15 protein-coding genes are annotated in these 16,571 nt (G+C 69.2%); 12 read left to right on the top strand and 3 right to left on the bottom strand.

Annotated elements, in window-relative coordinates; translation table 11 throughout:
* Nucleotides 1-142: 142 nt before the first annotated feature.
* Nucleotides 143-1,036 carry a hypothetical protein gene (locus OG975_RS27505; protein WP_406332057.1) on the bottom strand — a complete coding sequence of 298 codons (894 nt, stop codon included), beginning with the start codon at nucleotides 1,034-1,036 and terminating at the stop codon, nucleotides 143-145.
* A 485-nt stretch (nucleotides 1,037-1,521) separates the two neighbouring features.
* Here OG975_RS27505 and OG975_RS27510 point away from each other — a divergent pair, with 485 nt between their 5' ends.
* From OG975_RS27510 to OG975_RS27520, 3 genes are all read left to right on the top strand, one after another.
* Nucleotides 1,522-3,336, top strand: coding sequence for an APC family permease (locus tag OG975_RS27510; RefSeq protein ID WP_406332058.1), 1,815 nt, complete (start codon nucleotides 1,522-1,524; stop codon nucleotides 3,334-3,336).
* Nucleotides 3,337-3,430: 94 nt separating this feature from the next.
* Nucleotides 3,431-4,540: a magnesium and cobalt transport protein CorA gene (locus OG975_RS27515; RefSeq protein WP_406332060.1), complete on the top strand. Its 1,110-nt coding sequence runs from the start codon at nucleotides 3,431-3,433 to the stop codon at nucleotides 4,538-4,540.
* A complete protein-coding gene (locus OG975_RS27520; protein WP_406332061.1) occupies nucleotides 4,537-4,827 on the top strand; it encodes a hypothetical protein in 291 nt (96 codons plus the stop codon). Before OG975_RS27515 ends, OG975_RS27520 begins: the two co-directional genes overlap by 4 nt.
* A gap of 79 nt (nucleotides 4,828-4,906) precedes the next feature.
* Here OG975_RS27520 and OG975_RS27525 read toward each other — a convergent pair whose 3' ends face one another.
* Both OG975_RS27525 and OG975_RS27530 read right to left on the bottom strand, forming a co-directional pair.
* A complete protein-coding gene (locus OG975_RS27525) occupies nucleotides 4,907-5,743 on the bottom strand; it encodes an SAM-dependent methyltransferase (RefSeq protein ID WP_406332062.1) in 837 nt (278 codons plus the stop codon).
* 33 nt (nucleotides 5,744-5,776) lie between these two features.
* On the bottom strand, nucleotides 5,777-6,412 hold the full coding sequence (locus OG975_RS27530; RefSeq protein ID WP_406332063.1) for a hypothetical protein: 636 nt from the start codon (nucleotides 6,410-6,412) through the stop codon (nucleotides 5,777-5,779).
* Nucleotides 6,413-6,867: 455 nt separating this feature from the next.
* Between OG975_RS27530 and hemL the strand changes: the two genes are divergently transcribed.
* The 9 genes from hemL (at nucleotide 6,868) to OG975_RS27575 (ending at nucleotide 16,567) form a co-directional block, all read left to right on the top strand.
* On the top strand, nucleotides 6,868-8,184 hold the full coding sequence (gene hemL, locus OG975_RS27535) for a glutamate-1-semialdehyde 2,1-aminomutase (protein ID WP_381246995.1): 1,317 nt from the start codon (nucleotides 6,868-6,870) through the stop codon (nucleotides 8,182-8,184).
* Nucleotides 8,181-8,882 carry a histidine phosphatase family protein gene (locus tag OG975_RS27540; RefSeq protein WP_406332064.1) on the top strand — a complete coding sequence of 234 codons (702 nt, stop codon included), beginning with the start codon at nucleotides 8,181-8,183 and terminating at the stop codon, nucleotides 8,880-8,882. Before hemL ends, OG975_RS27540 begins: the two co-directional genes overlap by 4 nt.
* Nucleotides 8,883-9,100: 218 nt before the next feature.
* Nucleotides 9,101-10,348, top strand: coding sequence for a hypothetical protein (locus OG975_RS27545; RefSeq protein ID WP_406332065.1), 1,248 nt, complete (start codon nucleotides 9,101-9,103; stop codon nucleotides 10,346-10,348).
* A gap of 90 nt (nucleotides 10,349-10,438) precedes the next feature.
* Nucleotides 10,439-11,065, top strand: a complete 627-nt coding sequence (locus OG975_RS27550; RefSeq protein ID WP_406332066.1) for a TlpA family protein disulfide reductase — start codon at nucleotides 10,439-10,441, stop codon at nucleotides 11,063-11,065.
* A gap of 21 nt (nucleotides 11,066-11,086) precedes the next feature.
* Complete coding sequence (locus tag OG975_RS27555) at nucleotides 11,087-11,848, top strand: cytochrome c biogenesis protein CcdA (RefSeq protein WP_327435150.1); 762 nt, start codon at nucleotides 11,087-11,089, stop codon at nucleotides 11,846-11,848.
* 3 nt (nucleotides 11,849-11,851) lie between these two features.
* Nucleotides 11,852-13,744, top strand: coding sequence for a cytochrome c biogenesis protein ResB (locus OG975_RS27560; RefSeq protein ID WP_406332067.1), 1,893 nt, complete (start codon nucleotides 11,852-11,854; stop codon nucleotides 13,742-13,744).
* Entirely contained in the window at nucleotides 13,741-14,850 is a 1,110-nt protein-coding gene (gene ccsB, locus OG975_RS27565) for a c-type cytochrome biogenesis protein CcsB (protein WP_330306519.1), read from the top strand. Before OG975_RS27560 ends, ccsB begins: the two co-directional genes overlap by 4 nt.
* Nucleotides 14,851-14,963: 113 nt before the next feature.
* Complete coding sequence (locus OG975_RS27570) at nucleotides 14,964-15,566, top strand: RNA polymerase sigma factor (RefSeq protein ID WP_406336495.1); 603 nt, start codon at nucleotides 14,964-14,966, stop codon at nucleotides 15,564-15,566.
* Nucleotides 15,563-16,567: a CU044_5270 family protein gene (locus OG975_RS27575; protein WP_406332068.1), complete on the top strand. Its 1,005-nt coding sequence runs from the start codon at nucleotides 15,563-15,565 to the stop codon at nucleotides 16,565-16,567. The genes OG975_RS27570 and OG975_RS27575 overlap by 4 nt, the downstream gene beginning before the upstream one ends.
* The last annotated feature ends 4 nt before the right edge of the window (nucleotides 16,568-16,571 follow it).

Consider the following 16,571-nt stretch of genomic DNA (forward strand, 5'->3'; position numbering starts at 1 on the left):
GCAGAGCGGGCACAGCGGGAAACAGGCACATCGGGAAACAGGAAGACAACGCAGCAGGGAGAGAACAAGCAGGACGAGAGCGAGCCGGGCCGCCGCGCGGGGCGCGGGCGGCGGCCCGGGCTGCTATGTCGTCAGGCATGGGTCAGGACACACCGCCCTCCGCGTTCCTGCGACGCACCGCGTACGCACCGGCCGCACCGAGCGCCAGGACCGCCAGCCCACCGGCCGTGAGACCCGGCGAGGCGAGCCCGCCGCCACCCGTGTGCATGCCGCCGCTGGGCTTGCCGTAGTCGGAGTCGGAGTCGTCCTTGCCCTTGCTGTAGCCGGAGTCCGAGTCGTCCTTGCCCTTGCTGTAACCGGAGTCCGAGTCGTCCTTGCCCTTGCCGTGGTCGGAGTCCGAGTCGTTCTTGTAGGTCTCCGGGTCGAACTTCTTGTCACCGCCGTCGTCCTTGGACCAGTCGTCGCCCTTGATGGCGGTCAGCGCGCCGCCACCCGTGTGCATGCCACCGCTGGGCTTGCCGTGGTCCGAGTCGGAGTCGTCCTTGCCCTTGCCGTGCTCGGAGTCGTCGTCGCCCTTGCCCTTGCCGTGGTCGGAGTCCGAGTCGTCCTTCTTCTCGTCGTCGCCCTTGGTCCAGTCGTCACCGTTCACGAAGGTGAGGAAGCCGCCGCCGGTGTGCATGCCGCCGCTGGGCTTGCCGTGGTCGGAGCCGGAGTCGTCCTTGCCGTGCTCGGAGTCGTCGTCGCCCTTGCCCTTGCCGTGGTCGGAGTCCGAGTCGTCCTTCTTCTCGTCGTCCCCCTTGGTCCAGTCGTCGCCCTTGATGGCGGTCAGCGCGCCGCCACCCGTGTGCATACCGCCGTTCGGCTTGCCGTGGTCGCTGTCCTTGTCGTGGTCGCTGTCCTTGTCGTGCTCCTTGCTGTAGGAAGAGTCATCGTCACCACCCCAGTCGCCCGCCGTCACGGCGTGGGCGCCAGGAGCGGCGATCGCGAGGGCGGCCGTAGCCGTCGCGGTGGCGAGGAGCATGCGGGCAGATCGCATCGTCGGAGTCCTTCCGTCGCAGCCGGGCCGCTGATACCGCATCAGCTCAAGAGAACCCGACCCCGACGTGATCCACCGTCAGGCCGTCCCGCCCCGCGCACCACTCGAGCCGCGCACCTGGCGCACCACTGAGGTCACGCTCACTTGGCCTTCCCTCGCTCGCCCGGGGGTCGTCAGATCCCCTCTGACCTGGTGTTTCGCCATAGCTCAGCAGTCGCGTCCCGGGTCCGCGCCACGCCGTCGGCACAACCCGATCGGTCGCGACACGAGTGCCCGCACGAGGGAGCGTCAGGTCCGCCTGGAGTAAGGGGAGTCGCCCCCTTCCTGAACCCCTCCGAACCTTCCCGAACCTTCCCGGAGTGCTCGCGTCCTTGGCGCGTCCTTGCCGTCCCGCACCACCGGGAGCCGGTCACACTGACCTCGAAGCAGCCCCCGCCCCAACCCTCAACCCCCAACCCCCCGCCCCCTGCACCGCGAGGTTTTCGATGGCGTACGGCCTGGCCCGCCGCGAACTGCGGCCGAGAGTTCCGCTGCGGCACGGGGAGGGCGACCGGTCCCACCTCACCAGCCTCGAAGGGCTCGCCGCGCTGTCGCTGGACGCGTTGAGCTCGGTGGCGTACGGCCCCGAGGCGATCGTGCTCGTGCTGATCACCGCCGGAACGAGCGCGCTGACCGCCACGCTGCCGGTCACGCTGGTCATCGCCGCGCTGCTGGCGGTGCTCGTCGTGTCGTACGGACAGGTGATCGCCGTTCATCCGGACGGGGGTGGCGCGTACGCCGTGGCCAAGAAGGACATCGGGCCGACGGTCAGTCTGCTCGCGGCGGCCAGTCTCGTCGTCGACTACGTGCTGACGGTGACCGTCAGCCTGGCGGCGGGCGCGGCCAGTCTCGCGTCCGCCTTCCCCTCCCTCGGCTCGTACCTGCTGGAGATGTGTCTCGCCGGGCTCGCGCTGCTCACGGCGGTGAACCTGCGGGGCGTGGCCGAGAGCGCCCGGGTGCTGATGCTGCCGACCGCGCTGTTCATCGTGAGCATCCTCGGGATCGTGGTGCTCGGGCTGCTGCGCACCCATCCGGCGGCCGTCGTGGGCACCGCCCAACCCGTCCACGCCACCGAGGCGTTGGGCGTCTTCGTGCTCCTCAAGGCCTTCTCCTCCGGCTGCTCCGCGCTCACCGGGGTCGAGGCCATCGCCAACGGTGTGCCCAGCTTCCGCGAGCCGCGCGTCAGACGGGCCCAGCGCACCGAGCTGATGCTGGGCGCGCTGCTCGGGCTGATGCTGATCGGGCTCGCCGTGCTGATCGTCCGGGACCATGTGGCCCCGCGCGGCGGCGTGACCGTACTCGCGCAGCTCACGGCGGGCTCGTACGGCACGGGATGGCCGTACTACGCGACCAATCTCATCGTCACCCTCGCGCTCGCCTTCGCCGCCAACACCAGCTTCGGCGGCCTGCCCGTCCTGATGAGCCTGCTCGCCAGGGACCACCGGCTGCCGCACCTCTTCGGTCTGCGCACGGAACGGCCGGTGTACCGCTGGGGAGTCGTCGCCCTCGGCCTGCTGGCCGCGCTGCTGCTGATCGCGGTCGACGCCGACACCCACCGCATGATCCCGCTCTTCGCGATCGGCGTGTTCATCGGCTTCACCATCAGCCAGATCGGGCTCGTACGGCACTGGGCGGGGGAACGGCCGCCCGGCTGGGTGCGGCGCGCGCTGCTCAACGGGCTGGGCGCGGTGCTGACCGCGGTGGCGGGCCTGGTCCTGCTGACCACCAAGTTCCTGGAGGGGGCCTGGGTGGTGGTCGTCGCCATTCCGCTGCTGATGCTGCTGTTCGCCCGCGTCCAGCGCTACTACACGGCGGTCGGCCGGGAGCTCGGGCTCGGCGAGGTCCCACCACCGCCGCGGGTCACCGACTCCCTCGTCATCGTTCCGGTCGGCGAGGTCAGCAAGCTCACCCAGCTCGCGCTGACGGCCGCCGGTGCCCTCGGCCACGAGGTCGTCGCGGTCGCCGTACACGGAAATCCCGCCAGGGCCCGTGCCCTGAAGGAGAGTTGGGACCGCTGGGACCCGGGCGTACGGCTGGACGTCATCGACAGCCCGCAGCGCTCGCTCGTTCAGCCGATCGTCGAGTACGTGCAGCGGGCGGCGGAAGGGGGACGGCAGATCGCCGTCCTCATCCCGGAGGTCGAGCCCCGCCACCGCCGCTACCAGATCCTCCAGAACCAGCGCGGCCTCCTGCTGGCGGCCGCGCTGCGGGCCCGTACCGACGTCGTGGTGTGCGTGGTGCCGTACCGGCTGAGCCTGTGAGCCGGGCGGCCTACGGCCGCCGGGATGGGCGTTGACGTCGTCCTTACCCCTTCCTGGCACACTGGCTGGCCGCACCCCGCTCAAGGAGTACCGCATGTCGATGGTCGACAACCTGCGCAAAGTCGCCCGTCTGGCACGGGGGCGGGGACGCCGGGTGGACCTCAGCCACCCGGCCCGCTCCCCGCTCGGCTCCACGGTGGTCAACTGCGTCATCTACCGCGACGGCAAGCGCCAGGAGGCCGAGCCCAGCGTCGAGGAGTCCGTCGCCCGGGTTCGCGGTCGCGGCGGTCGCGGCGGTCACGGCTTCGTCTGGCTGGGGCTGCACGAACCCACCGAGACGGAGTTCGCTCGGGTCGCCGAGTTGTTCGGGCTGCACCCGATCGCCGTCGAGGACGCGGTCCACGCCCACCAGCGGCCGAAGGTCGTGCAGTACGGCGACGTCCTGTTCGCCGTCTTCAAGTCGGTGACCTACGTCGAACACGCCGAACTCACCGAGACCAGCGAGGTCGTCGACACCGGCGAGATCATGGTCTTCGCGGGCCCCGACTTCGTGGTGACCGTACGGCACGGACGGCACGGCTCCCTCGGTCCGCTGAGGGAGGGCCTCGAAGCCGATCCGAGCCAGCTGGCCAAGGGCCCGGCCGCGGTGCTGCACGCCATCGCCGACCATGTCGTCGACGACTACCTGACCGTCACCGACGCCGTCCAGAACGACCTGGAGCAGGTGGAGACGGACGTCTTCTCACCCCGCAGCCCCCGCAGCGCGGACGCCGGCCGCATCTACCAGCTCAAGCGCGAACTCCTGGAACTCAAGCGGGCGGTGGCACCCCTGGCCCGCCCCCTCCAGCTGCTGGCCACCGACCCGGGGCGCGCGATCGCCCCCGAGATACAGGCGTACTTCCGCGACGTCGCCGGCAACCTGGCCCGCGTCACCGAGCAGCTCGCCGCCTTCGACGCCCTGCTCGACTCCATCCTCCAGGCGCACCTCGCCCAGGTGACCGTCGCCCAGAACGAGGACATGCGGAAGATCACCGCGTGGGCCGCGATCATCGCCGTACCGACCATGGTCTGTGGCGTCTACGGCATGAACTTCGACCACATGCCCGAACTCCACTGGCGCTACGGCTACCCGCTCGCCCTCGCAGTCATCGCGACGGCCTCTTTCGTCATCCACCGAGGGTTCAAGAGGAACGGCTGGCTGTGACCTCCCGTGAGATCCGCATCCCCCTCGACGAGGTCGTCACGGTCCTCCAGGACCTGAACGAGTTCGTCGTCTCCCTCGACCGGCTCGGATCCCGCATGGCGTCCGGCACCGCCGACGAGCACACCGTCGGCACCTTCGTCCTCGACTGGGATGTCGCCCGGCGGCTGTCCCGCGCCCGACGCTTCATCGACGTCGCGCTGGACGCGCAGCTGAGCGAGGAAGAGAACGCGGAGATCGACGCCCTGTGCGACGCGGGCCGCTTCTACGGCGACGAGAGCGAGCGTTGAGCAGGGGCAGGGGCAGGGGCAGGGGCAGGGGCAGGGGCGGGGGCGGGGGCGGGATCGGGCCGACGGTTCTTCCGGCCGGTCAGCCGTTCTTGCGGGCCACTCCGCCGTAGATACCGATCGGCGGGGCGTCGCGCTCCGGGGGCTCGTCGGGGCGCCAGTCCGGGACCTGGACCAGGCCCGGGGCGACGAGGGTGAAGTCGCCGAAGAAGTCCTGGACCCGGTCGTGGGTGCGGAGGTTCAGGGTGGCGGTGGCCTTGTTGTAGACGGACGCCGCGTCCTCGCGCCGGTCCTCGTGGATGTCGCCCGTCGCGTGCGACAGGACGAGGTAGGAACCGGTGGGCAGCGCGTCGCGGAGGGTGGCCACGATGCCGTCCGGGTCCTCCGCGTCGGAGAGGAAGTGCACGACGGCCACCAGCAGCAGCGCCACCGGCCGGCCGAAGTCGATGGCCTTGCGCACCTCGGGGTGGTCGAGGAGGGCGCGGGGATCGCGCAGGTCGGCCAGGACGACGGAGGTGAGGGTGCTGTCGGTGCCATTCATGAGGGCCGTCGCGTGGGCGCTGACGATCGGATCGTTGTCGACGTAGACGACGCGGGTCCCGGGAGCGATGGCATGCGCGATCTGGTGCACGTTGGGCTCGGTGGGCAGGCCCGTCCCCACGTCGAGGATCTGCCGGATACCGCCCTCCGCGACGACGTGCCGGACGGCGCGGTGCATGAAGCGGCGGTTGGCGCGCACGCCGTCCCGAACCTCCGGTGCCACCTTGATGAACTGCTCGGCGGCTTGCCGGTCGACCTCGTAGTGGTCCTTCCCGCCGAGGAAGTAGTCGTACATCCGGGCCGGGTGGGGCTTGCTCGTGTCGATCGCTAATGGGTGGGCGGCGCTGCCGCCGGTGTCGTCACTGCGGGGAGAGGTCATGGTGCCTGGCTCCGTCCTGGACTCGTGTCGGGATCAGGGCCAGACCAGGCAGTACGGCTGATGCCCCGCCTCATGCAGACGATGGCTGAAATCCTGCCACTCGTGGAGGAGCTGGTAGACGTTGAAGGCGTCCCGGGGGCCGCCCCGGTCCGGCACGGTGGACCAGATGAAGGCGGCCGCGCCGACGGCCTCCTCGCCGATTCCGCGCAGGGGGTCCACGACGGTCATGGGGAGCTTGACCACGGCGTAGTCGGGGTGGAGGACGACCAGTTCGAGCGGGGGCACCTTGTGGAGGGGGACGCCTTCTATGCCGGTGAGGACCATCGCGGCCATCGTCTCCGGCTTGATCTTGGTGAACATTCCGTTCATGCCGAGCTCGTCGCCGCCGAGTTCCTCGGGGCGCATGGAGATCGGGACGCGGGCTGCCGTCGCTCCATCCGGCGCGCCGAAGTATTTGTACGTCACCCCCACCCGGCCACCATTCCCGCTCCCCGCCCGCAGCCGGTCGACCGTGCGGTCGAGCCGCTCGGCGTCACCACCCTGCGATCCTTGTGTCTGTCCGGCCCGGGTCTCGGCCGCTTCCTCCGCCTCGCGCCGGTGCTTTCCCCGCCGGGCACGCCGAGGACCGAGGTCATCGGTCCCCTCGCCCAGTCCGCCACCGCGATGCATATCTCCACCCGACTGCTTTTCTAAGGCGCGCGACCCCCGCCACGCAACCCGATCATCGTGACAGTGACCTCCCCCACGGCCGCACGCCGAAACGTGCGCTGAAACACCTGTCCGCAGGATCTTCGCGGCCTCTGAACACCCATGATTCATGTGAGCTGTCCGTACGCGGTCCCAGTTTCGCAGATGGCCGGGGAACCGCGCCCGGTTGTCGTACCGGGCATCGGTCCACCGGCCCCCGCGATGGCCGGGATCTTCCGTACGAGGAGCCGTACGACTCCTCGTATGAGGAGCCGTACGTCGCGCCGGGATCGTCCGTTCACGGTCCCGTGCTCTTCCGGTCACGGCGGCGGATGCTTCCGGTCATGGTGCCGCACTCTTCCGCTCACGGCCGCCCGGAGCCGCTGGCCTACCCTGAGGAGGTCACTAGCCCCCCGGAGTCGGAGACGTCGCAGGTCATGACAGAACTGCCTTATCCCTACGAAGCCCCAGCCTCGCAGTCGCTGTTCGACCGTGCGGCGGCCGTCACACCCGGCGGCGTGAACTCTCCCGTACGCGCCTTCCGCGCCGTGGGCGGTACGCCCCGGTTCATGGTGTCCGGTACCGGTCCGTACCTGACCGACGCCGACGGCCGTGAGTACGTGGACCTCGTCTGTTCCTGGGGGCCCATGATCCTCGGGCACTCCCACCCCGAGGTCATCGCCGCCGTCCAGGACGCCGTCTCCCGCGGTACGTCCTTCGGTACGCCCGGTGAGGGTGAGGTCGCCCTCGCCGAGGAGATCGTCGCGCGTGTCGAGCCCGTCGAGCAGGTCCGGCTGGTCTCCAGCGGCACCGAGGCGACCATGTCCGCGATCCGGCTCGCCCGCGGGTTCACCCAGCGGGCGAAGGTGATCAAGTTCGCCGGCTGCTACCACGGGCATGTGGACTCGCTGCTCGCCGCGGCGGGCAGCGGCCTGGCCACGTTCGCCCTGCCCGACACCCCCGGCGTCACCGGGGCCCAGGCCGGCGACACCATCGTCCTTCCCTACAACGATCTCGAAGCCGTGCACGCCGCCTTCCACGCGCACCCCGGTGAGATCGCCTGTGTGATCACCGAGGCCTCGCCCGGCAACATGGGTGTGGTGCCTCCCGCGCCCGGGTTCAACCAGGGGCTCAAGGACGCCTGCGCCAAGAACGGCGCCCTGTTCATCTCCGACGAGGTCATGACGGGCTTCCGTACCAGCAAGGCCGGTTGGTATGGGATCGATGGCGTACGTCCGGATCTCATGACCTTCGGCAAGGTCATGGGCGGTGGCTTCCCCGCCGCCGCCTTCGGTGGCCGCAAGGACGTCATGGCCCACCTGGCTCCGGCGGGGCCGGTGTACCAGGCGGGCACGCTGTCGGGTAACCCCGTCGCCACCGCCGCCGGGCTCGCCCAGCTGCGGCTGCTCGACGACGCCGCGTACGCGAAGGTCGACGCGGTGTCGGAGCGGATCCGGACGCTGGTGACCGAGGCGCTCACCAAGGAGGGCGTGGCGCACCGGCTGCAGAACGCCTCCAACATGTTCTCGGTGTTCTTCACCGGGCGTCAGGTGCGCGACTACGAGGACGCGAAGGGGCAGGAGTCCTTCCGGTACACCGCGTTCTTCCACTCGATGCTGGCGCAGGGCGTGTATCTGCCGCCGTCCTCGTTCGAGTCGTGGTTCGTGTCGACGGCACACGACGAGCAGGCGGTTCAGCGGATCGCCGACGCCCTTCCGGCGGCGGCACGGGCAGCGGCGGAGGCCACGGCATGAGTGAGACCATCGACACCACCGACAACAGCGCCATCACCGTCGTCCACGTGATGCGGCACGGCGAGGTCGCCAACCCGGACGGGGTGCTGTACGGGCGGCTGCCCGGGTATCACCTGTCCGAGCTGGGGCGGCAGATGGCCGACCGGGTCGCCGAGCACCTCGCGTCGCGCGACGTCACGCATGTCGTCGCCTCGCCGCTGGAGCGGGCGCAGGAGACGGCCACCCCGATCGCCAAGGCGCATGGTCTCGACCTCGCGACGGACGGCCGGCTCATCGAGGCCGACAACGTCTTCCAGGGCAAGACCTTCGGGGTGGGCGACGGCGCGCTGCGGCGGCCGGAGAACTGGAAGCACCTCGTCAACCCGTTCAAGCCGTCGTGGGGCGAGCCGTACGTCGATCAGGTCGTACGGATGATGGGGGCGCTGGAGGCGGCCAAGGACGCCGCCCGCGGGCATGAAGCGGTGCTGGTCAGCCATCAGCTGCCGATCTGGATCGTGCGGTCCTTCGTGGAGAAGCGGCGGCTGTGGCACGACCCGCGCAAGCGGCAGTGCACGCTGGCGTCCCTGACGACCTTCACCTACCGCGGCGACAAGATCGTTTCCGTGGGCTACACCGAGCCCGCCCGCGATCTCGTCCCGGCCCATCTCCTCGCGGGCGCCAAGCCGGTGAAGGGGAAGGACAAGGCGTTCGGGGCCTGAATAGGCCGCTATCTGATGGGCTTACTGACCGGTGTACTGACTGGCGCACTGACCGGCGTACGCCCCGTCACAAAGCGTATGCAGTCATGTCATCCGAGCGTATCTTCGTAAAATCATATAAATCTGCGCGAGTTTGACGGAACCCCCGTCTTCGTCGGGCCCTCTCATTGGGTGCCAGCTGGGAGCCAGCTGAGAGGGCGCGATGAGATGGGGACCGCATGCGGGACATCAGCCGGAGGGGAATGATCGGCCTCGGGGCAGGTGCCGCGGCCACGCTGGGACTTGCCGCGTGCGGTACCGCTTCGCTAGACGGTCCGAGCCGGGGCAGCGGTTCCAGCAGCGGCCGGCCCGGCGCCCCGAAGAACCCCGCGCGTCCCCTCGGTGACGGCTCCACCTCCTACACCGGCAAGCAGCCCCATCAGCCGAAGCGGCCCGAGCCGCTGGAGCCCGGCGAGACCCCTCCGCAGTTCGTGATCTTCTCCTGGGACGGGGCCGGAGAGGTCGGGACCGGTCTCTTCGACCGTTTTCTCGAACTCGCCAAAGACCACGAAGCCCACATGACGTTCTTTCTCTCCGGGCTCTATCTGCTGCCCGAGTCGAAAAAGCGCATGTACTTGCCGCCCAATAACCCCAAGGGCGCCTCGGACATCGGTTATCTCACCGACGAGCACATCAAGGCGACGCTGAAGGGCGTCCGCCAGGCCTGGCTCGACGGCCACGAGATCGGCACGCACTTCAACGGCCACTTCTGCTCCGGCTACGGCACGGTCGCCAACTGGACGCCCGCGCAATGGCGCAGTGAGATCGACCAGGCGAAGTCCTTCGTGAAGGAGTGGCGCACCAACACTGGCTGGACCGACATGCCCGCGCTGCCCTTCGACTACGAGAAGGAGCTCATCGGCGGCCGCACCCCGTGTCTGCTCGGCCAGAACAACCTGCTGCCCACCGCCAAGGAACTCGGCTGGCGCTACGACGCCTCCTCGCCCGGCGGCCGCCAGCGCTGGCCGCAGAAGAACCAGGGCGTGTGGGACCTGCCGCTCCAGGCGATGCCGTTCCCCGGGCACTCCTTCGAGGTGCTCTCGATGGACTACAACATCCTCGCCAACCAGTCGATCAACACGACCAGGGCGCCCTCGTACAACTACCCGGCCTGGCGCACCCAGGCGACCCAGTCCTACATCGCCGGATTCAAGCGGGCATACGAGACAAATCGCGCACCCTTCTTCATCGGCAACCACTTCGAGCAGTGGAACGGCGGCATCTACATGGACGCCGTCGAGGAAGCGTTCAAGCACATCGCGCGCGAGAAGGAGAAGGGTGCCGACGTGCGCCTTGTCTCCTTCCGGCAGTTCGTGGACTGGCTGGACGTGCAGAAGCCCGAGGTGCTGACCAGGCTTCAGTCGATGGACGTGGGCCAGGAACCGGCCGGCGGCTGGAAGTCCTACCTGGGTGGACAGGCCGCTTGAGCCCCCGGTGGGCAGGCCGCCTGATATGCGGGTTTCCGCCCGCAAGGGGGGTGCGGAAGATCCCCGAAACGGGCATGCGAAACTTTTCACATGAGTGCCGCCTGCCGCGCCGACCAGCGCCCGAACCGCACCTCTCGTAGCCGCGCCGCCCTGCTCACCGCCGGGGCCGCCGTCGCGGCGCTCGTCCTGTCCGCGTGTGGTTCCGGGGGAACCTCCGGAGGAGCGGGCAACACCAACTTCATCGCCGGCAAGAACGGCATCGACACCGCCTCCAAGGGGGACCGGGACGCCGTCCCCGACCTCTCCGGCAAGACCATCGACGGCAAGCAGCTCGATGTCGCCGACTACAAGGGCAAGGTCGTAGTCGTCAACGTCTGGGGCTCCTGGTGCGGGCCGTGCCGCGCCGAGGCCAAGAACCTCGAGAGGGTCTACCAGGACACCAAGGACCAGGGCGTGCAGTTCGTCGGGATCAACACCCGCGACACCAGCACCAGTCCGGCCGTGGCGTTCGAGAAGGAGTTCGGGGTCACCTACCCGAGCCTGTACGACCCGACGGGCAAGCTGATGCTCCGCTTCAAGAAGGGCACGCTGAACCCGCAGCTGATCCCCTCCACGCTCATCATCGACCGGAACGGCAAGGTCGCCGCCCGGACGCTGCAGGCGCTCAGCGAGGAGACCCTGCGCAAGATGCTCAACCCCGTCCTCGCGGAGAAGTGACCTGACGTGTCCCTTCTCGCCATGACCCTGGCCGAGTCCACCGGCAGGAACGAGACGGTCTACAGCGGCGCGCTGCTGATCGCCCTGCCGATCGCCATGCTCGGCGGACTCGTCTCCTTCTTCTCGCCGTGCGTGCTGCCGCTGGTACCCGGCTACCTCTCGTACGTCACCGGGGTCAGCGGCACCGATCTGGCCGAGGCCAGACGGGGGCGGATGGCGGCGGGCGCCAGCCTGTTCGTGCTCGGCTTCACCGTCGTGTTCGTCTCCGGCGGGGCGCTCTTCGGGTACTTCGGCTCGACCCTGCACGAGCACCAGGAGACGCTGTCCAAGGTGCTCGGCGGGCTCATGATCCTCATGGGCGTCTTCTTCATGGGGCTGATGCCCTGGCTCACCCAGCGCGAATTCCGCTTCCACAAGCGGCCGGTGGCCGGACTCGCGGGCGCTCCGATACTGGGCGCGCTCTTCGGGATCGGCTGGACCCCCTGCATCGGCCCGACCCTCGCCTCCGTGCAGGGTCTCGCGATGACCCAGGCGGGCGCCGGGCGAGGGGCCATACTGACCGTCGCGTACTGCCTCGGTCTCGGCATCCCCTTCGTCCTCGCCGCGGTCGCCTTCCGCAAGGCGCTCGGCGCCTTCGGCTGGGTCAAGCGCCACTACACGTGGGTGATGCGGATCGGCGGCGGCATGATGATCGCGACCGGCCTGCTGCTGCTGACCGGTGCGTGGGACAGCATCGTGCAGGAGATGCAGACCTGGTCCGACGGCTTCACGGTAGGGATCTGATCCATGAGCACGACTGACACCGGCCGGACGACGGACGGCGCCGACGAGACGGCGGACGACACCGGCCAGGCGACGGAACCGGCGGCGGCCCCCAAACGGCACATCGGCGTGAGCGCCGACGGCGAGCTCGGCGAAGCCGGTTCGCAGCTCTCCACCGCGCCGGTGGACACCGCGATGCCCGGATCCTTCGGTGGTGCCCGGGCCCCCGGTGCCAAGGGATGGATCGCCTGGACCGGGCGTGAGGTCATCGGCTGGGCCCGCTGGTTCTGGCGGCAGCTCACCTCCATGCGGGTCGCGCTGATCCTGCTCTTCCTGCTGTCGCTCGGCGCGATCCCCGGCTCGCTGATCCCGCAGTCCGGGACCGACGCCCAGAAGGTGGCGGACTTCAAGGACGCGCACAGCCTGCTGGGGCCGGTCTACGACAAGCTCGGGCTGTTCCACGTCTACAGCTCGGTCTGGTTCTCGGCGATCTACATCCTTCTCTTCGTCTCGCTCATCGGCTGCATCGTGCCCCGCACCTGGCAGTTCGTGGGGCAGCTGCGCGGCCGTCCGCCGGGCGCCCCGAAGCGGCTGACCCGGCTGCCCGCGTACGCGACCTGGCGCACCGACGCCGAGCCCGAGCAGGTCCGTGAGGCCGCCCTCAAGGTGCTCAAGCAGCGCCGCTTCCGGGCGCATGTCGCCGGGGACGCCGTCGCCGCCGAGAAGGGCTACCTGCGCGAGACCGGCAACCTGCTCTTCCATATCGCGCTGATCGTGATGCTCGTCGCCTTCGCCTGGGGCCAGCTCTTCAAGTCCGAGGGCAACAAGCTGATCGTCGAGGGCGGCGGCTTCTCCAACACGCTGTCGCAGTACGACGACTTCAAGTCGGGCAACCTCTTCAGCAACGACGACCTCACGCCGTTCAGCTTCAACCTCAAGCAGTTCACCGCGACGTACGAGCGGACCGGCCCCAACAAGGGCACCCCGCGCACCTTCCAGGCGGACCTCACCTACAGCGTGGGCGCCTACGGCAAGGCGAAGAAGACCACCGTCAAGGTCAACGAGCCGCTGAAGATCGGCGACTCGAAGGTCTACCTCGTCAGCCACGGCTACGCGCCCGTCGTCACCGTCCGGGACGGCAAGGGCAACGTCGTCTTCCACGAGGCCGTGCCCATGCTGCCGCTCGACGCGAACGTCACCTCGCAGGGCGCCATCAAGGTCATGGACGGCTACAAGAACGGGCAGGGGCGCAGCGAACAGCTCGGCTTCTCCGCCTTCTTCGTGCCGACCTTCGCGGGTGCGGGCAAGGGCACGATGTTCTCCCAGTTCCCCGCGCTCGACTTCCCCGTGCTCGCGCTGTCCGGCTTCCACGGCAGCCTGGGGGTCAACTCGGGCATCCCGCAGAACGTGTACCAACTCGACACCTCCAACATGAAGCAGTTCAAGGACTCGAAGGGCGACATCCTCAAGAAGAGGCTGCTGCCCGGCGAGACCATGAAGCTGCCGAACGGCGCCGGCTCGATCACCTTCGAGAAGGACATCAAGGAGTGGGCCGGCTTCCAGGTCACTCAGCAGCCCGGCAGTGACTGGGCGCTGGTCGGGGCCTTCACCGCGATCTTCGGTCTCGCCGGGTCGCTCTTCATCCAGCGCCGCCGCGTCTGGGTGCGGGCCACCACCGGCGCCGACGGTGTCACCGTCGTCGAGATGGCGGGCCTGGGCCGCAGCGAGTCCGCGAAGCTGCCCGAGGAACTCGGCGACCTGGCCGCGCTGGTGCACGAGCAGGCGCCGACCAAGTCCGACGAAGACGAAGCTGAAGCCGCAGACGCCGCCACAGCCGCAGCCGTAGACGCAACAGACGAAGACGAACCGCACCCCGACGCCGAACCCCCCGTACCTGCCGAAGGGCCTGAGAAGTGACTCTCGCCACCGCAACCGAGCTGGCCACGGCCACCAACGAACACCTCGCCAATATCAGCAACACGCTGATCTACTCCGCGATGGCCGTCTACATGCTGGCGTTCTTCGCGTACATCGCCGAGTGGCTCTTCGGCAGCCGCAGCAAGGTCGCCCGCACGGCCAACGCGCTCACCGCGCAGAACGACAAGAGCGCGAAGGCCAAGGCGGCTCCCGCTGTCACGGTGAAGAAGGCGGGCGGCACCACCGTCCTGGAGCGGCCGCAGGTCGTCACCCGGTCCGCGGTCGGCGCGCGTGACGTGCCCGACGGGCCCGGTGCGCATGGCGGGGACGAGCAGGGCGACCTCTACGGCCGTATCGCCGTGTCCCTCACCGTGCTCGCGTGGGCCGTCGAGGCGGCGGGTGTGGTGGCCCGCGCCACGTCGGTGCGGCGTGCCCCGTGGGGCAATATGTACGAGTTCAACATCACCTTCTCCACCGTCGCCGTCGCCGTGTACATCGTGCTGCTCGCGCTGAAGAAGAACGTCCGCTGGATCGGCCTCCCGCTGGTCACCACGGTCCTCCTCGATCTCGGTCTCGCCGTCACTGTCTTGTACACCGCGAGCGACCAATTGGTTCCCGCGCTCCACTCGTACTGGCTGTACATCCATGTCTCGACGGCGATCATCTGCGGCGCGGTCTTCTACGTGGGCGCGGTCGGCACCCTGATGTACCTCTTCAAGGACTCGTACGAGAACAAGCTCGTGAACGGCGGCCAGCCCGGCCGCTTCGCGACCTCCGTCATGGAGCGACTGCCCTCGGCGGCCTCGCTCGACAAGTTCTCGTACCGCGTGAACGCCGCCGTCTTCCCGCTGTGGACCTTCACGATCATCGCGGGCGCGATCTGGGCGGGCGACGCCTGGGGCCGCTACTGGGGCTGGGACCCGAAGGAGACGTGGGCGTTCATCACGTGGGTCGCCTACGCCTGCTATCTGCACGCCCGCGCGACGGCCGGCTGGAAGGGCCGCAAGGCGGCGTACATCGCGCTGATCGCCTTTGCCTGCTTCCTCTTCAACTACTACGGGGTCAACATCTTCGTGAGCGGCAAGCACTCGTACGCGGGTGTCTAGCCGGTAAGTCCTTCTCGGCCGAGGCCGGTTCCTGTGGCGTGAGTCACGGGAACCGGCCTTCGTCGTACGGACAGGGGGAAGGTGTGGATACGACTCCGAGCACTCCGAGCACTTTGAGGAAACGCATCCGCGCGGGGGACCACGACGCCTTCGGCGAGCTCTTCGACGCGTACGCGCGCTCCGTCTACAACCACGCCTATCGCCTTACGGGGGACTGGGCGCAGGCCGAGGACGTGGTGTCGCTGACCTTCCTGGACGCCTGGCGCCTCCGCGACAGACCCGACGAGGAGGGCGGCTCGCTGCGGCCCTGGCTGCTCGGGATCGCCACCAACGTCACGCGCAACACGCGCCGGGCGGCCCGAAGGCACGCGGCGGCCGTGGCCCGGCTGCCCCGCGACGAGGCGGTGCGCGACTTCGCCGACGAGGTCGCCGGGCGTCTGGACGACGCCGCCCAGCTGGCCCTCGTACGCACGGCCCTGCGGACACTGCGGCGGGCCGAGCGGGAGGTGCTGGCCCTCTGTGTCTGGTCGGGGCTCGACTACGCGGCGGCGGCCGAGGCGCTCGGGGTGCCCGTCGGCACCGTACGGTCGCGGCTCTCCCGCGCGAGAACAAAACTCGCGAAACATCTGAAAACTTCGGAACTGCCCTCGGGGCGCGGACAGATGAGAGGTGACCGCACCACCGCGGTCGGGCCCATGAGGGAGGGAAACCGATGAACCAACTTCCCGAATTTCCTGAGCGAGACCTTCCGCCGGGCCGTCACCGACTCCTCAAGGAGCATCTGATGACCGAGATCCGGCAGGACGAGCAGGCAGCGCAGGAAGAGCGGCGGGCCGGGGTGCCCGCGCGCAGAGGCACCGCGTGGCTGCGGCCCGCGATCGCGGCGGCGGCCGTCGCTACCGCCGCGGCCGTCACCTTCGTCGTGCTGCCGTCCGGGCAGAGTGGCACCCCGTCCGCGCGGGGCGGCACGGCGTCCACCGCCGAGGCGGCCACGGACGCCGCCCAGCTCCTGGAGAACATCGCGCTGGCGGCGGCGGAGACCAAGACCGGCGAGATCCGCGACGACCAGTACACGTATGTCAGGACCAAGAGCGCGTACGGCATCCAGGGGCACCCCTGCACAGCTGCCACCGCCGGGCCGCTGCACACCAGGGAACTGTGGAGGGCCGTCGACGGAAAGCGGGCGGGACTGCTGCGCGACCCGGACCTCCTGGGTGAGGTGCCGCTCGAAGCGGACAAGAAGACCTACCGGCAGGCCACGTTCTACCGCAACCTGGAGAAGCTGCCGACCGACCCGGACAAGATGCTCGCGTGGCTGTACAAGAACAAGACGGGTGAGGGGCGCAGCGACGAGGATCTGGCCTTCGACCAGGCGGGCGAGCTGCTGCGGGAGACCTTCCTGCCGCCCAAGGTGAGCGCCGCGCTCTACCGCGCCGTCGCGAAGATCCCCGGCATCGTCGTCGTGCAGGACTCCGTGGACGCCGTGGGGCGGCACGGGATCGCCGTCGGGTATGTCGGCAAGGGCAAGATCTCACGGGACGAACTGATTTTCGACAAGAAGTCGCTGAATTTCCTCGGCGAGCGGGACGTCGTTCTCAAGGACGCCAAGACCAACAAGGGTCAGGTCTGCGACGGCGTCATCAAGGCCGGGTCGGTCACCGGCACCAACGCCGTGCTGGAGCGGGCAGTCGTCGACAAGGCGGGGCAGCGGCCCTGAGCGG

Origin of the sequence: Streptomyces sp. NBC_00203 (assembly GCF_045206325.1) — a bacterium.
In the GTDB taxonomy this organism is placed as follows: domain Bacteria; phylum Actinomycetota; class Actinomycetes; order Streptomycetales; family Streptomycetaceae; genus Streptomyces; species Streptomyces lutosisoli.

Coding starts and splice junctions, on each gene's coding strand:
- OG975_RS27505 (WP_406332057.1), bottom strand. CDS start 1,036: ATGCGATCTGCCCGCATGCTCCTCGCCACCGCGACGGCTACGGCCGCC.
- OG975_RS27510 (WP_406332058.1), top strand. CDS start 1,522: ATGGCGTACGGCCTGGCCCGCCGCGAACTGCGGCCGAGAGTTCCGCTG.
- OG975_RS27515 (WP_406332060.1), top strand. CDS start 3,431: ATGTCGATGGTCGACAACCTGCGCAAAGTCGCCCGTCTGGCACGGGGG.
- OG975_RS27525 (WP_406332062.1), bottom strand. CDS start 5,743: ATGACCTCTCCCCGCAGTGACGACACCGGCGGCAGCGCCGCCCACCCA.
- OG975_RS27530 (WP_406332063.1), bottom strand. CDS start 6,412: ATGCATCGCGGTGGCGGACTGGGCGAGGGGACCGATGACCTCGGTCCT.
- hemL (WP_381246995.1), top strand. CDS start 6,868: ATGACAGAACTGCCTTATCCCTACGAAGCCCCAGCCTCGCAGTCGCTG.
- OG975_RS27540 (WP_406332064.1), top strand. CDS start 8,181: ATGAGTGAGACCATCGACACCACCGACAACAGCGCCATCACCGTCGTC.
- OG975_RS27545 (WP_406332065.1), top strand. CDS start 9,101: ATGCGGGACATCAGCCGGAGGGGAATGATCGGCCTCGGGGCAGGTGCC.
- OG975_RS27550 (WP_406332066.1), top strand. CDS start 10,439: ATGAGTGCCGCCTGCCGCGCCGACCAGCGCCCGAACCGCACCTCTCGT.
- OG975_RS27555 (WP_327435150.1), top strand. CDS start 11,087: ATGACCCTGGCCGAGTCCACCGGCAGGAACGAGACGGTCTACAGCGGC.
- OG975_RS27560 (WP_406332067.1), top strand. CDS start 11,852: ATGAGCACGACTGACACCGGCCGGACGACGGACGGCGCCGACGAGACG.
- OG975_RS27575 (WP_406332068.1), top strand. CDS start 15,563: ATGAACCAACTTCCCGAATTTCCTGAGCGAGACCTTCCGCCGGGCCGT.